This window comes from Arthrobacter sp. MDT1-48-3 (genome assembly GCF_054511015.1).
This window is the reverse complement of sequence record NZ_JBTNDL010000002.1, coordinates 74231-87855: the sequence shown is the minus strand read 5'-3', so window position 1 is coordinate 87855 and position 13625 is coordinate 74231. Positions and strand designations below refer to the sequence as shown.

The 13625-nt window shown below is 61.9% G+C and carries 19 protein-coding genes; 8 read left to right on the top strand and 11 right to left on the bottom strand.

All coding sequences use genetic code 11. The features are described 5' to 3' along the window. Positions 1-24: 24 nt before the first annotated feature. Positions 25-750 (bottom strand): SDR family oxidoreductase, encoded by a 726-nt coding sequence (locus ACX80L_RS05425; protein WP_459288198.1) that lies wholly within the window; start codon positions 748-750, stop codon positions 25-27. Between the two features lie 128 nt (positions 751-878). On the opposite strand from ACX80L_RS05425, the gene ACX80L_RS05420 reads away from it, so the two are divergent. Next, complete coding sequence (locus ACX80L_RS05420) at positions 879-1271, top strand: MerR family transcriptional regulator (RefSeq protein WP_459288196.1); 393 nt, start codon at positions 879-881, stop codon at positions 1269-1271. Between the two features lie 110 nt (positions 1272-1381). Here the strand turns inward: ACX80L_RS05420 and ACX80L_RS05415 are convergent, their stop codons facing one another. The 3 genes from ACX80L_RS05415 to ACX80L_RS05405 form a co-directional block, all read right to left on the bottom strand. Further along, the gene (locus ACX80L_RS05415) at positions 1382-2269 is read right to left on the bottom strand and encodes an AraC family transcriptional regulator (protein ID WP_459288194.1); all 888 of its coding nucleotides are present in this window, start codon (positions 2267-2269) and stop codon (positions 1382-1384) included. A 204-nt stretch (positions 2270-2473) separates the two neighbouring features. Beyond that, entirely contained in the window at positions 2474-2842 is a 369-nt protein-coding gene (locus tag ACX80L_RS05410; protein WP_459288192.1) for an SdpI family protein, read from the bottom strand. Positions 2843-3041: 199 nt separating this feature from the next. Then, positions 3042-3392: a hypothetical protein gene (locus ACX80L_RS05405; RefSeq protein WP_459269192.1), complete on the bottom strand. Its 351-nt coding sequence runs from the start codon at positions 3390-3392 to the stop codon at positions 3042-3044. 145 nt (positions 3393-3537) lie between these two features. Here ACX80L_RS05405 and ACX80L_RS05400 point away from each other — a divergent pair, with 145 nt between their 5' ends. Beyond that, positions 3538-4146 carry a DUF1349 domain-containing protein gene (locus ACX80L_RS05400; RefSeq protein WP_459288190.1) on the top strand — a complete coding sequence of 203 codons (609 nt, stop codon included), beginning with the start codon at positions 3538-3540 and terminating at the stop codon, positions 4144-4146. A 181-nt stretch (positions 4147-4327) separates the two neighbouring features. On the opposite strand, the gene ACX80L_RS05395 is transcribed toward ACX80L_RS05400, so the two are convergent. Continuing rightward, a complete protein-coding gene (locus ACX80L_RS05395; RefSeq protein WP_459288188.1) occupies positions 4328-5197 on the bottom strand; it encodes an EamA family transporter in 870 nt (289 codons plus the stop codon). A gap of 92 nt (positions 5198-5289) precedes the next feature. Here ACX80L_RS05395 and ACX80L_RS05390 point away from each other — a divergent pair, with 92 nt between their 5' ends. Then, complete coding sequence (locus tag ACX80L_RS05390; protein WP_459288186.1) at positions 5290-6144, top strand: LysR family transcriptional regulator; 855 nt, start codon at positions 5290-5292, stop codon at positions 6142-6144. 30 nt (positions 6145-6174) lie between these two features. Here the strand turns inward: ACX80L_RS05390 and ACX80L_RS05385 are convergent, their stop codons facing one another. Further along, positions 6175-6471 (bottom strand): hypothetical protein, encoded by a 297-nt coding sequence (locus ACX80L_RS05385; RefSeq protein WP_459288184.1) that lies wholly within the window; start codon positions 6469-6471, stop codon positions 6175-6177. 39 nt (positions 6472-6510) lie between these two features. Between ACX80L_RS05385 and ACX80L_RS05380 the strand changes: the two genes are divergently transcribed. After that, entirely contained in the window at positions 6511-6921 is a 411-nt protein-coding gene (locus ACX80L_RS05380) for a hypothetical protein (protein WP_459288182.1), read from the top strand. Positions 6922-7286: 365 nt separating this feature from the next. Here the strand turns inward: ACX80L_RS05380 and ACX80L_RS05375 are convergent, their stop codons facing one another. The 3 genes from ACX80L_RS05375 to ACX80L_RS05365 all read right to left on the bottom strand — a co-directional run bounded on the left by ACX80L_RS05375 (position 7287) and on the right by ACX80L_RS05365 (position 8660). Continuing rightward, positions 7287-7724: a hypothetical protein gene (locus ACX80L_RS05375; protein WP_133082098.1), complete on the bottom strand. Its 438-nt coding sequence runs from the start codon at positions 7722-7724 to the stop codon at positions 7287-7289. A gap of 137 nt (positions 7725-7861) precedes the next feature. Further along, positions 7862-8338: a GNAT family N-acetyltransferase gene (locus ACX80L_RS05370; protein WP_459288180.1), complete on the bottom strand. Its 477-nt coding sequence runs from the start codon at positions 8336-8338 to the stop codon at positions 7862-7864. 112 nt (positions 8339-8450) lie between these two features. Further along, the gene (locus tag ACX80L_RS05365; protein WP_459269200.1) at positions 8451-8660 is read right to left on the bottom strand and encodes a DUF4177 domain-containing protein; all 210 of its coding nucleotides are present in this window, start codon (positions 8658-8660) and stop codon (positions 8451-8453) included. 184 nt (positions 8661-8844) lie between these two features. On the opposite strand from ACX80L_RS05365, the gene ACX80L_RS05360 reads away from it, so the two are divergent. Both ACX80L_RS05360 and ACX80L_RS05355 read left to right on the top strand, forming a co-directional pair. Next, the gene (locus tag ACX80L_RS05360) at positions 8845-9168 is read left to right on the top strand and encodes a hypothetical protein (protein ID WP_459288178.1); all 324 of its coding nucleotides are present in this window, start codon (positions 8845-8847) and stop codon (positions 9166-9168) included. Positions 9169-9311: 143 nt separating this feature from the next. Then, entirely contained in the window at positions 9312-9968 is a 657-nt protein-coding gene (locus tag ACX80L_RS05355; protein WP_459288176.1) for a hypothetical protein, read from the top strand. A 636-nt stretch (positions 9969-10604) separates the two neighbouring features. Here ACX80L_RS05355 and ACX80L_RS05350 read toward each other — a convergent pair. Continuing rightward, positions 10605-10922 (bottom strand): hypothetical protein, encoded by a 318-nt coding sequence (locus ACX80L_RS05350; RefSeq protein WP_459288174.1) that lies wholly within the window; start codon positions 10920-10922, stop codon positions 10605-10607. 522 nt (positions 10923-11444) lie between these two features. Here ACX80L_RS05350 and ACX80L_RS05345 point away from each other — a divergent pair. After that, positions 11445-11795 carry a hypothetical protein gene (locus ACX80L_RS05345; RefSeq protein ID WP_459288172.1) on the top strand — a complete coding sequence of 117 codons (351 nt, stop codon included), beginning with the start codon at positions 11445-11447 and terminating at the stop codon, positions 11793-11795. Between the two features lie 149 nt (positions 11796-11944). Then, positions 11945-12607 (top strand): hypothetical protein, encoded by a 663-nt coding sequence (locus ACX80L_RS05340; protein WP_133082104.1) that lies wholly within the window; start codon positions 11945-11947, stop codon positions 12605-12607. A 62-nt stretch (positions 12608-12669) separates the two neighbouring features. Here the strand turns inward: ACX80L_RS05340 and ACX80L_RS05335 are convergent, their stop codons facing one another. Beyond that, complete coding sequence (locus ACX80L_RS05335; RefSeq protein ID WP_133082105.1) at positions 12670-13119, bottom strand: hypothetical protein; 450 nt, start codon at positions 13117-13119, stop codon at positions 12670-12672. Between the last annotated feature and the right edge of the window lie 506 nt (positions 13120-13625).

Below are 13625 nucleotides of genomic sequence, written 5' to 3'. Positions count from 1 at the left end.
GTACCTGCTGTCAGTGCCCTGCTGTCAGTGCCCTGGGAGCTGCGCGTAGAGAGCGGCGGGGTCGTGGGCCAGTGACGCCTTGACCATCGCGCTCCACTCGTCGACGACCACCTCGATCGCGCCCACGGCCAGTCCGTCGAAGGACGCACGGGGTACGAGTGCCGGGTCGATCATCGGTCCGTCGTAACCGGCCATGATGTCGGTGTCCGCCGCACCGAGGTGGACGCCCTGAACGAGCGTGCCCTGCGCCGCGAGGTCCTGCCGCACGCCGTTGGTCATGTTCCACTCGGCAGCCTTCGCGGACGCATAGCCTCCGTTCCCGGGATAGGAGAACCAGGACAGCGCCGACAGCACATTGACGATTCCCCCTCCGCCGTTCGCCGCAAGGGTCGGAGCGAACTCGCGGATCATGTCCAGCGTGCCCCAGAAATGCGTGTCCATCTCGCAGCGGAGCGCGTCGAGGTCGCCCGTGACGAGGGGCGTCGAGGTGGCGATGCCGGCGTTGTTGATCAGCAGCGTGACGTCCGACGCCGTCCGTGCCGCTGCCACCACCGCGGCGTGATCGGTGATGTCGAGCCGGAGCACCTCGACGCGGTCCAGGGCCGCGAGATCACGGGCCTCGGGGGTGTCGGTGCGTCGTGTCGTGGCGTAGACCTTCCGGGCTCCCCGTGCAAGGAGTTCGTCGACGAAACGGCGCCCGATGCCTCGGTTGGATCCGGTGACGAGGGCGATCTGGTCGGTGATGTCCATGTGTGGCGTTCTCCATTCTCGCGGCCGGGCCTCGTGCCCTGCCTGCTCGGCTACAGTAGGACTTCACGTTGACGTCAAGGGCAAGTCCGGCCCGGATGTCGAAGGAAAGTCGGAGGAGAGGAGCGCTTGTGCGCATCGGAGACATCGCCGAGCGGACCGGGGTCAGCACCCGGGCTCTGCGCTACTACGAGGAGCAGGGACTCCTGCCGGCGGATCGGACGGCGCGGGGCCAGCGCGTGTACGAGGAGGGAGCCGTGGAGCGGGTCCAGCTGATCCAGCAGCTCTTCTCTGCAGGACTTGCCAGTCGCACGATCGTGGACCTGCTTCCGTGCGTCGACAGGGGTGAGGCGAGCGACGAGGCACTGGCCCTGCTCCAGCGTGAGCGCAACCGGATCACCGAGAGCATCGCCGAACTGGAGAAGGCGCGTGCCCAGCTCGACCGCGTCATCGAGATCTCCCTGCACCCCCACCCGGAGCACTGTCCCGCTCTCCGCGACGAGACGTCATCCCTCCCGGCGTGAGTCTTCCGGTCGGCATCGGACCCAGGCAGTAACGCTGCCCGCCCTCATGAACGGGCGATTCCGTCCGCACAGGACCCCCGATCCCTGTGCGGACACGCAGCCCCGGCGCATCAGGGTTGGCGGTCGGTCCAGTCTGCGTGTTCTACCGGCAGCCATAGTTCGCAGGTGGCCGTGCTGAAATCCTCGGCGTGATCGAGGACCGCGACGATCGATGGTCCGGGGCGGAGGCGCCACGGGTTGGAAGGGAACCAGTCCGTGGCTGTGGCTGCCCAGACCGCCTGCAGGGTAGCCGGGTATTCACCCTCGGTGCGGAATACGGCCCATGTGCCGGCAGGAACATCGGCCGTCCACAGATCGTCGGAGGTCCGGGTCGTGTCGGTGACGGCGACGCCGTGCACGTAGGTCAGCTCGCTGCCCTCGACGTAGTCAGGGTCGACGTCGAGGCTCACCTGGAGCAGCCCGGTCGGCTCGGTGTTGCTCAACTCCTTGAGCCGGGCGTGCTCTGCGGCAGGCACGGAAGCGATGTGCGCCTGGATGTGGGGATTGGCGCCCTGATGGATGAGGGGCACGCGCATGGCGTGGCCCACGAGATTGAACGCCGGCCGCTCTGTGATGCGGGTGTCCATGGTGATGTTCCCTTCGACGGTCAGGCGGAACCTGAGCTGTGACTGAGTACGAAGGGGACCACCGTCTCGGCGGACAGCGCTGGGCCCGACGCCGTGGACGGAGCGGAACGCTCGGCCGAATGCTTCAGTCGATCCGTAGCCATGGCGCACCGCGATGCTCAGCAGGTCATCGTCGCCGAGGACCTCGGCCGCGGCGAGTGTCATCCTGCGGCGCCGGATGTACTCGGACAGCGGCATGCCGGTCAGCGACGAGAACATCCGCCGGAGGTGGTATTCCGTCGTCCCGAGTCCGGTTGCCAGAGCATTGACGTCCAGGTCGCCCGTCAGACGGTCCTCGAGCAACTCGACGAGTCTGTTGAGTGCAGCGATCACGGCTCTCCCTTCACCAGCCATCCTTCCAAGCCGACGCGATCGGCACCCTACTATCGCGGTCCGATTCGATCGCCCCGGCCCTCGGCGTCCTGCCGGTGGGCCGGCCGCCCAGCAGCTCCGCAGGCGACTGGGCATGCATGGTGAGACTGGCCGGCAGGCCCGTAATCACTGAACCAGACCGCCGCTGAGTGCTGCCACACCCGATCACCTGGGTGCCGTGCGTGCAGCACGATTGGCGGCCGCGGTCGACCTGAAGAGGACCACGGTCTGCGCGATGAGCGCCGCGAAGGCCGTCAGAGGTCCGGCCTGTCCGCCGGCCAGGAGTTGTGCGCCCACCGCGGAGAATATTCCGATGACAGCGACGAGCCTCATCTTCTTCAGTGCTGGGAGGGCGGCCTGATGACCGGCGACCCATGCTTCATCGGATGCCTGCGTGTACCTGGTGCGGATTCCCGCTGCTGCGTTCCGAACGATCAATCCCTCAGCGGCTTGGCGCACGACGAACAGGCAGACGGCCGGCAGGAGGACCATGGTGAGGAGCAGGATGGCGAGTGCGACGGACTCCTCAGACACGCAGATACCAGGTGGCGTTCTGAAAGGACATCACTGGGATGAGGGCGAATACAGCGCCCAGGTTGCCCTGCACCGCAGCGTCACGTTTCACAGCGCGAGTTCTTCCTTCTGCGTGCTGCTTGATGGTTCGTCCCCCTCGCCATGCCCTCGAGTCTAGCCAGAGCCATCCGCCACGTTGCCAGTAATGATCTGCGTGCTGTCAGGACGTAGCTGGCCAGGGCAGGTCGCGGGGGACACGAAGCTGTCCCCACCCGAAACGACTCTCGGCAATGAAGTCTTGAAGCTCACTCTGCACGAAACGAATGAGCGCATCTTCGCCATCCTCAGGGCGGAGACTGCCGGATCCGCCCTCTTCGCCAAGCACCTGCCACCTGACCCACGTGTCGTTCGTCGTGATGATGGTGTCGCCAGGAAGCTCTCCGCCATTCCCACCGTCGGCGACCCGCTCCAGCCGGAACGTCGACGATTCCAGCTCTGCAGCGCTGAGCAGCGATTCGAAAATGGGCTCGAGGAGTCGCTTCACGTCTCGCACGTACTTCACCTCGGTCATGTGTACACGATAGAGACCTCGAAGCTGTCGGCGCCTGCCGTGATTGCCCGTATGCCGGTCGGTCAGCGGACCCTCGCCATGGTGTCGGATGTGACACTGCTTGAATAGAGCTTGCGAATCGAGCGATCGAGCGAGGGGATATGACGTGACACCAGCAACCGGAGAAGCTCACGATGACTGGGGCCGGGGGACATGGCGCAACCCGCCCGTAGGTGTGGTCGCTGATGGTCGGACTCTGCAGGTGACCGCAGCGGAGAAAAGTGACGCGTGGAGGCACACCTCGTATGGCTTCGTCCATGACAGCGCGCATGCCTTGCTGGCACCGCTACCTGCAGAAGGGGCGATGGAGGTCTCATTTCTGTTGGATTACACCGAGCAGTTCGACCAGGCAGGGATCTATCTTCACGTTTCGGAATCCGTGTGGATCAAAGCCGGTGTCGAGGTGTCCGACGGAATCCCCCAGGTGGGGGCCGTCGTCACACATGGGGTCTCTGACTGGTCCGTAGCACCTGTCCCTGAGTGGATCGGCCGGGAAATCACAGTGCGCCTCAGCAGGGCCGGTAACGCCGTCACTATCAGAGCCCGCGCTGGGGATGAGCCCTTCCGGCTCGTCCGCGTCGCCCCTCTTGACGAATCCGCGCGTGCTGAAGCCGGCCCGTTCTGCGCCTCTCCCACGCGGGCCAACCTCACGACCACCTTCACCCGATGGGTCGGAACCGATGCAGATGCGACGCTGCACCCTGGACAGGACTAGGGTCACAACCCCCGTCGGTGGGGTGTGCCCGAGATGGTGGAGGATCGCTGACCGGCGGACGTCCCGCCGAAGGTCGACCACAGGTGGCTGGTGCGACGCCTTGGCAGCACGTGCACTGATCGGTCACGGGGATGGTCAGCAACGCCTGTGACCAGTGACATCTTCGAGGATCGCGTGGTTCCTATCCGGGCCGTTGTGGGTTGCCGGGGAGGAGGAGGGCTGTGGTGTTCGCGGTGACGATGAGGGCTATGCCTACCCATTCGGGGGTGCCGAGGTGCTCATGGAGCAGTGTCGCGCCGATGAGGGCGGCCAGGACGGGGTTGATACTCATGAGGATCCCGAAGAGGTTTGCTGAGACCCTGCGTAGTGCGATGAGGTCTGCCACGAACGGGATCGTGGAGGCCAGGACACCGGAGCCGACGGCGTAGAGCACAGTGGGCGGTTCCGGGCGGGTGGTGACGAGTATCCAGGCGCCGATGGGCAGGAACAACGCGGCGGAGATCCCTATGGCCGTGGCGGTGCCCTGGACCCCTGGGATGCGGTGTCCGATGGTCCTGTTGAGCAGGATGTACGCGGCCCAACTGCACGCGGCGATGAGCCCGAGCCCGAGGCCCAGGTAATCGGTGGTGGGTTGGGGCCGCGTGATCGCGATGACGCCGGCACCGGCGATGACAGCGCAGAGTGCGTTGGTCCGGGTCCGGGAACTCAGCAGGGCCACCGCGAGGGGCCCGCAGAACTCCAGGGTCACCGCCAACCCGAGGCCGATGCGTTCGATGGCCAGGTACAGGGTGAGGTTCATGGTCCCGAAGACCAGTGCCAGGAGCACCACCGGCCACCACTGCGCCCGGGTCAACTCCCACACCCGCGGCCGAACGATCGGGAGCAGGATCAGCGCGGCGATGACCTGCCGGACGGCGACGACGCCGACCGGCCCGATGACCGGGAAGGCCAGGGACCCGCTGGTGGCTCCGAGCTGGTTCGAGAGCGCCCCTCCCAGTGCAACGCCGATACCCCTTGCCTGGCCTCTGCCCGTGTGTCCAGTTGTCGTCATTGTGGAAGTCTGACCACCATTGACTGCCTGCACATAATGCATGAATGCTCGTGTTGATGCGCTGGGCGCATGGATAGGCTGGAGGTGTGGATATGGAATTGCGTCACCTTCGATCCCTCGCGAGTGTCGTCGATTCGGGGACGTTCACCGATGCGGGGATCGAACTCGGGATCTCCCAGACCGCTGTCTCACGCAATATCGCAGCCCTGGAATCCGTCCTGGGTGTCCGGCTCCTGCACCGCACCACCCGCAGCGTGGAACTGACTCCGGCCGGGGAACGAGTCCTGCGCCATGCCCGCCGGGCCCTGGCTGTCGTCGCTGATCTACGCCAGGAAGCACTCACTGGTGTGAGCACGATCCGGATCGGGTACGCGTGGTCCGCCCTGGGCAAGCACACCCCTGAGTTCCAACGTCGATGGGCTGCAGCCCTCCCGCACCATGAGCTGCGTCTGGTCCGGACGAACACTCCGACCGCAGGACTGAATGAGGGCACCAGTGACCTGGTGATCCTGCGCCGCGTCCCTGAAGCAGTGAACCTCGAGCTGGCCCTGATCGGTGCGGAAAAACGCTACTGCGCGATGTCCGTCGATGACCCACTGGTCACCAAACGCACCGTCACCCTCGCCCAGGTAGCGGAGTCAGCGTTGGCGGTCGATCATCGAACCGGAAGCACCCAACTCGGCCTCTGGCCCGAGGACGGCCGACCACATCGCACTATCCCCACCAACGACGTCGATGACTGGCTCACCCTCATCAGCAGCGGCGCAGCCCGCGGCGTCACCGCAGAATCAACAGCACACCAATACCGCCGCCAAGGCCTCACATACCGGCGCGTCCGCGACGCACCACCCGTGCCTATCTATGTTGGTTGGGACAGAACTGACCCGCCGGCGATCCTGCGGGAGGTCATCACGCTCCTCGCAAACCTCTATCAATCACCCCGCTAAAAGCCTGCACGCAACGGGATCCGCTAGCGGTCACTGGCGGTCGCGGGCCGGGACATGGTCCGGCCAGGTCTCACCGATGCCTCCTGATTCGTACACGTGCTCGACGAACCCTCGTACTTCCGCCACGAGCTCTTCTCGTGTCATGCGGGCTGCATCGTCCGGGGTGATTTCTCCCGTCCCGAGCGTGGACCGTCCGACAGTGAAGCCGTATGTCCCACTGGCTGGTCCGTTGACCCACAGCAAGTCGTAGGACAGCGCCCCGCCGGGCTGGCGTCGCTCGCTGACGCGGAACACTTCGTGCTCGGCCGTGACGTCAAAGGGATCCATCCGGTGATCCTAGAACCCGCTCCTGCATACTGGGGCGGTATGGGGAAGAACTGGATGATTGCTGTCCTGGTGGGAGTGCCACTGATTTGTGTGGCGGGCATGATCTATTGGTTCTTGCACCCCCAACTCACCCTCACGCTCGAAGACGTGATGGACGCCAAACACATCGGGAAAGACGTCACTACCGACGTCGTGGAGATCACCGATACGGCGTGTAACAGCGACATCAAGTGCGTCGAGGCGTACAGCACGGCTGAAGCCAACTACTACCGCTTCCGGACCCACGCCTCGGCGACGGAATACGAGGCAACCCTCGACGACGGATTCAGCGTCAACTACTTCGTCATGGCCTTCGCTGGCAAAGACGCGTCCGTGGACGACCAGCTGTTCGCGATGCACATCCTGGCCGGCATGTGGAACGACTACGAAGGCGACTTCCCCACTCGCTGATCGATCCCTCGGCGCGCGTCTCGAAGCAAGCCAAGGGTCGGCTTCCATGCGCTATTGCTCGAGCGCGGCTCGTAGGAGGCGAATGGCTTTCGGTCCAACTCCGTGAAGCGCCTCGAGGTGATCAAGGCCGACGCCCTCCGCATCATCCAGGCTTCGTACCCCCGCCGCCGCTAGGGCCCTGACGGCGGGAGCACCAATGGCCGGGAGAGGTCGCGGGGCGTCCATAGATTGGAGAATACGCTTCGTATAGACCGCCCCGTAAGCCGATCGGCTACCGGGACAGCGTCTGTCGTGATCGAAGTTGCTAGTCAGTTAGAGGTGAGGAGTCGACCTTCCATCGCTGGCTTAGTTCAATGTAAAAGTCGTCAGCTAGGAGTCGTGGTGGAGCGAGTGTCATTTCTCAGATCAGCGTCGACGGCAGCTATCAGGCCGAGCATCACAGCCGAACCGGCGGCGGAACCGAAACCAACGAGAATCGCACCGATCATCCAGAGCCCGGTGACGTCTGCCGCGGCAGCTGTGGTGATCCAAGCGAAGGTGAAGCTAGCCGGCATCACCAAGAAGGCAACAGCGAAACGCAGCAGGCGTTGCGCCAACCAGAACACCGGGATGCTGCAAAGGAAGGCCCCGACACCCTGCCACACGGCATAGGGCCCGCCCATACGGCCCGTCGATCGATCGTACTGATACTCGGTGTCCCAGCCGAACCAGCCGTACCACAGCCCTGCTGTTAAGACTCCGATCAGGAGGACTAGGGCGACCTGCTGCTTGTCAGGTCGAACGGGATCATGGGTCAGACGCATGCTTCACAGTAGGCCAGGCAACCTTCTTAGAGTGCTTACCTGATCGTCCAAGTTCTCAGCAGTGTGAGTGTGGCCAGTGCAGCCGTCTCGGATACCGATCCTCAACCGCTCAGTATCGTGCCGCGGGGCGATGGAGCTCAGTCGACGAGTGCTTTTTCGAAGACTTCGTCGGTCTCGGTCGTCCACTGCTTCTGCCCGTCGTCGTCGACGTACTGGTAGGTCGTCGTTGTTGATCGTCCCGTAGAAGTGAAGCCCAAGCGCTCATAAAGCCGGCGTGCACTGTCGTTTTCGGTGCTGACGCTGAGGTAGAGCTTGTCGAATCCTGACTGTTCGACGTAGGTCTCTGTCCAGGCGCACAGGGCTGTCCCTACACCGGTGCCTCGAGCGGACTCCTGCACATAAAGATGCTTCAGCTCCGTAACGTAATCGGAAACGAGATCCAGCACGACGGTCCCGACAGGTTGGTGCTTGCACCAGGCCGCTGCGTAGACAACGGTGCTGGCGGCCTGGTGCTTCAGGAGATTGCGGGCGATGCCCGATCCCGGCGGCTCTATCGCTTCCAATGCGTCCAAGTCGCCGTCGACACACTGCCGAATCTGAATCTCGTCAGTCATGCTGCCCCCTTGCCTGGCGTCTCCCTCGAGCCTACTGAGGACAAGCCTCAATGCCTTTATTCCGTTGAGGATCCCTCAAAGAGCGTCCCGCTGAGGGACCAGATAAAGCGCTCTATGCAAGACTCTCGAACACCATCGTCGCTTGAATGCGGTCACCGCCACCAAGTCCTTTGCTCCCGCTGCTCGAGGTGGTGATGGTGTGGAGCCGGTAGCCCTTTGCGGCTTGATCGTTGATGGACTTCTCCAGCGAAGTCAGGTTGCCCGATCCAGTTCCAAGCAGCTTTTCTTTGAGGATTACCTGTAAGACGACGTAGTGCGGCATTGAATGAGATCCTCCCGTTGCTGGTCAATTGGGGCCATGCTACTCGGTGTGGCAGGCGCTTCCCTTGGGCAGGGTAGTAACACCATGAGGTTTCAGCCCGCCCGCAAGCCGATCGGCGAACGGGACAGTGAGCGTTTGCTGACTTCAGCCGCCTGCGGGGATGTAGGTGCCTACCGTGGGGAGCATGCAGGCATTTGAAACGGTCCACGCGGAGAACCACGATTTCGTTGACTCTCCGTTCTACCGGGTCAACTTCTGGGAACAAGCATCACCGCCGGCGGGCTGGATGCTCGAGGCTTTTGTTCTTAGCGACGTTGAGGATCTGACGCAGGTCCACCAGTGGATAGAAGAGAACGCTCGTGGACGTCGATTCGAGCTCTTCGTCGAGATGCAGCACGAGCCGGTTAAGGCCTTCGCGAGCCCACGTAAGAGCGGACTCATCCGGTTACTCGGTAACAACCCCAATGCCGGAGAACCGGTGTACATCTCGGCTTTCGCCCCGAGATAGAGAAACGCGGCTCGAAGAGTACGCAGCAGGATCCCTATCAGGCACCATCGTCACCACAGTGTCCGTGCGGTCATATTGACTGTTGTTCTGCTTGACTGGGCTCAATGCTGTCCACAGGGGGTTGTATGAAGGGGGATACAACCTTGAACTTCAGTTCTGCTTTAACCGGATGTGCTTTGGCAGCAGCCGTACTGGTCAGTGCATCAACAGCTGCAGTAGCTGCACCGGATTCGATCAATCTCGTTCCTCTGGACCAGGCCACCATAGTCGACCCGGATAGCGTTACCCAGGCAAAAGGTGGTCTGCTCACAGCGGACGGGACGAATCTGTGTGCTATCAGCCCGGGAAGCATTGCCTATCCGGATGGCACGTATCCCTGCTCCACGGGTGTCGAAGCCATTCCCGGCGGAAGGTACCCGATCACTCCCATCAGCCTTGTCCCCTTCAACGAAGCCACGGTCATCGACCCGGCCACCGTGACCATCGTCCCGGGCGGCGTGATCACCGCCGAGGGCACCGACCTGTGCACGCAGGCTCCGGGCAGCATCGTCTTCCCTGATGGCCGTTACCCCTGCTACATCAACTTCGTCCAGACATACGGCACGTTCCCGACACCGGAAGACGGTCTTTATCAAACACCTCAGGTGGCGCAGCTCCCGGTAGGAGGCGCCGACACCGGCGTCCCAGGTGCCGGTCACAATGACACGATCACCGGCCCCGCTCTCGGTGCAGGGTTGCTCGGCATGGGCGTGCTCACTGCCGGCGCCATGCTGGGAATGCAGGCCCGACACCGCCAGTAGGACAATTCTCCGACGAGCACAGGCTGCTTCCGGCATTTATCGGGACAGTCTGTGCTCGTCACGTCACCCAGCTCGGGTTGAGAACGTCAGTGAGTCGCTCACTAGTGATCCTGGTGCTACGCCCGCGAGAAGATGACCTGTTGGTCATCATTGGGGGTGATACGGCGTGAACAATCAAGTGTCGCGCTGCAGGATCGCTATACGGGCAGGAGTGATGGTGGTGTGGAAGCGGGCCTTGCTGCACTGTATAAAGGGGCCGGCCGGTATGAACCGGAGGCCAACGTAAGCGGTGGGGGTATGAGTGACGTCGGTGAGTATCAAACTCAGCTCTGACGAGGCTATGGTTCTGCACTCGTGGGTAGCTAGGTTCAACCGGGCTGAAGACAACCGGTTCGAGGACCAAGCTGAGCAACGCGTGTTGTGGAATCTCGAAGTTTTGCTCGAGAAGTCTCAGACTGAGCCGTTCGTGGAGGAGTACGACGCTCTAGTAGCTGGTGCTCGTGACCGCGTTAGAGATTCCGAGCACTAGGCGCACATTGGCTGCAATGGCTTGCCACTTTCGTCGGCGCCCGTTGAGGGATCTTTGGGCGGGCGCTAAGAAGACGCTCGCACCGCTCTTTGCTGAGTGACTTCCATCTAGAACGGAGCGAACCCAACGAAGAGGGAGAGAAACAGGGCACAGAAGAGCCAAATAAACCCTAGGCCTGCGAAAAGAGAGCTGCCCTGTGATGAACGATCTTTGAACACCGTCTGAGGCTTCAGGCAAAGGTAAATGAGGACAAGGAAGGGGGCGAAGAGTAGAGCTGCCGCGGCAACCATGAAGACTTGGAGACCAGCAGCAACCCCCAGCACGAAGCCCTGTTGAATCTTGATCCAGAACCAAGCCAGCAGTATGCCGGCAAACAGAATCGTCGCTGCTACTGAAGCCGGCTTCGCGACACCGGTTCTTCTCATGGGCTTCCCTTACGTTCCCCGCGCATGGCGGGCTCACTTAGAACTTATTGCGGAACGACCAGCCGGCCAGAAGGCGCGCGGTGCCGATCGAGGATCCTCCACCGGGATGCTCAGTGTCACTACTCTGAGCATGTGAATGAACGCATCATGTACGTCCAACTGAAGACAGGTCATGGAACAGATAGAGGACCGTCATAGATCTCGCGCGTGCGCTTCAGTAAGACCTGGCGCACTGCGTACTTTCAGGGGCGCACACTGCATCGGGTGACAGGCACCTCTCGCGCAAATTTCGACTCAAATTTCTACGACGTCGACTCGGGCGATGAATACTGGCTTTCAGGACCTAAACGTGACCGAACTGATGGTCGCTACAGCTCGCAGCAACCCTCTGTTGAAGAGGCTGCTCGCGAAGCATATGAAGCATTCCTGGGCGGTGCCCCACTTCCTGGACGCGAGAACGGGTAGAGCCAGCCCCCATGCCAGCTCCCCGTGTGAGGATCGTGTGTGGTGCACAATGACCGGATGAGCAGCTACAAGGTCGTCGATACCCAGTTCGAACTGCGCCGCGATGTCGTGAGCCTGGCACAGATCATTCACGCGCCGATCAAGCAGCCAACCGGTGAGGTGAAGACCTTCATTTTGAGCGCGAATATCAGCCGCCATAAGTCAGAGAAATGGGGATGGTCCAACGGCTCGGCTTCAGTCCTTGATTCCGACGGAGAGAGCTGGGGCGGAATAGTAAGCGTCAACACCGACGATGTAATCCGCCTCGTTCCGTCGCCAAAGCACAGCAATGTGGATCATCGAACTGCGCTTGAAGGCATTGCGGCAGGGCTGTTCGAACGAGCGATTCGAGTCCTGACCGTCGACTGAAGTTCTCGACTATCGACATCCGGTGGCCTCGTGCAGGCCGGGGTCTCGTCGGTGGTTCATGTCCTGCATCGGCGGCGTAGGCCGTCCGCGGACGGATCGGTTTGTGCATCATAGGCGGACAGTAGGGTGACCTTGACGGAAGGGTCGCCATGAGTTCTTTGCACCACGAGCTAGATACCCGAATTGCCGAGCCCCTGGCCGCTGCACTAGATCGCACTGGCAACCTCGTCACGTCAGTTATCCCGCCAGGCTATGAGCGGTATGTGCGCATCCTCAACCCCGTCGAGTTCAGTGATGGAACGATCATGCCGTGGTCGGACATCGTCGAACGCAACTGCCTGGAACCGAGTCCGTGGATGCAGTGGGATGAACTCATGGCCCACCTCGGCACCGTCCTGTCGCCCGACAATGCAGAACCTGCTATGGGTGACCCTCATCCGAGTCTTGCAACGCCACTGATCCGCGAGCTCCGAGCTAACGAAAACCGCTACTACTTTGCGAGCTGGGTCGGCTACGGCGAAGCAAGCAGCGAAGCGACCATCGAGTTCTCCCCCTCCGCACGAGAAATGGCGCTTTACTCAGGCATCCTGATCGACGAGACGGGATCCGCGGTTGTTCCCGTCACCGACGCCGGTCGGATTCCCATGTACTGGTGGCCGAAGGACCTTCAGTGGTGCGTCGGCCAGGACCTATACGCACGAAGCCTCATCATCGGCTGTGACCTCGCCACCGCCGGCAGGATACTTGCCGCCCCCGACCTGGACTCCTACCTCATCCGCGCAACAGACATGGTCACCTCAGAAGATTTGTAAAGCCCACCTACCACCGTCCGTTAGAGGATCTCTCTGCGGGCGCTGGTTCGTGTTCAAATACATCAGTTTGCGCGGGTGGACAGACTGGGTTGAGGCGGATCTCCAGCGCGGTTATGCCTGCGGATGTTCACTATGAGCCAGATGGTGCCCAGGATTGGCAGTAGGGGGAACACGAAGTTGTCGTTCGACAGGATTACCCAGAGTGCCAAGCACCAGAATGCGATCATGAAGGCGCCGAAGCCGATCAGTGAGCGTCGAGTGGGGATTTTGGGGAGGGGCGCCTCGCCGCGCTGCCGAAGGTCATTGAGCTCCTTCATCGCAGCGAGTGACAGTGGGATGAAGATCGCGAGAAGTAGCCCCACGCCGACGATGTTGTACACCACATCCGGAATCTCGAGGGTGTCCGCCCCGATGAGGAGAACGGTCCGGATAAGCAGTAGCCATATCACCGCGGCGATGATCAGGCGTCGGCGTGCTGGCCGGGGACGTTTCGTTCGAATCTGGTCGGTCACTACGACAGCGAACCACAGATCACCAGGAGCGGATGACTCATGCCAATCTGCGATCTAGGCTCAGTAAGGGCTGGATGGCAGCGAGCCCTGTGACCAAGACTGGCGACTTGCTGGTTGCCGTGAATCTGCCAGAGCGTCTGTTCTGGTGTCGAGGAGCTTACGACGGGCCCCTATTCCAGAGTTGCAATAAGGCACGGCAGGCACCTAGTTGGAGGATGTAGTGAGTAAATCGGCGTGGATGCGAGTGCCGTCAAAGCTTGCCCTTAGTGGAGTGATATTAACCTACTTAGGATTTGTCGCTTCGCGATTCTTCGAGAATTCAGGGGCTCCGGGGGTGTGGATTGGGCCCACGGCTATAGCTTTGGGTTTTGTTCTTTTCATGATCGGTGTCATCAGATTGGTTCGACGTCAACGCGATGACTACTGGAGGGAACGCGGGCGCGATCCAAAAAATCCAAGCGAAACCCTACCGGGACCACCATCCCCTTAGGCCGCTAGCTGGCGTA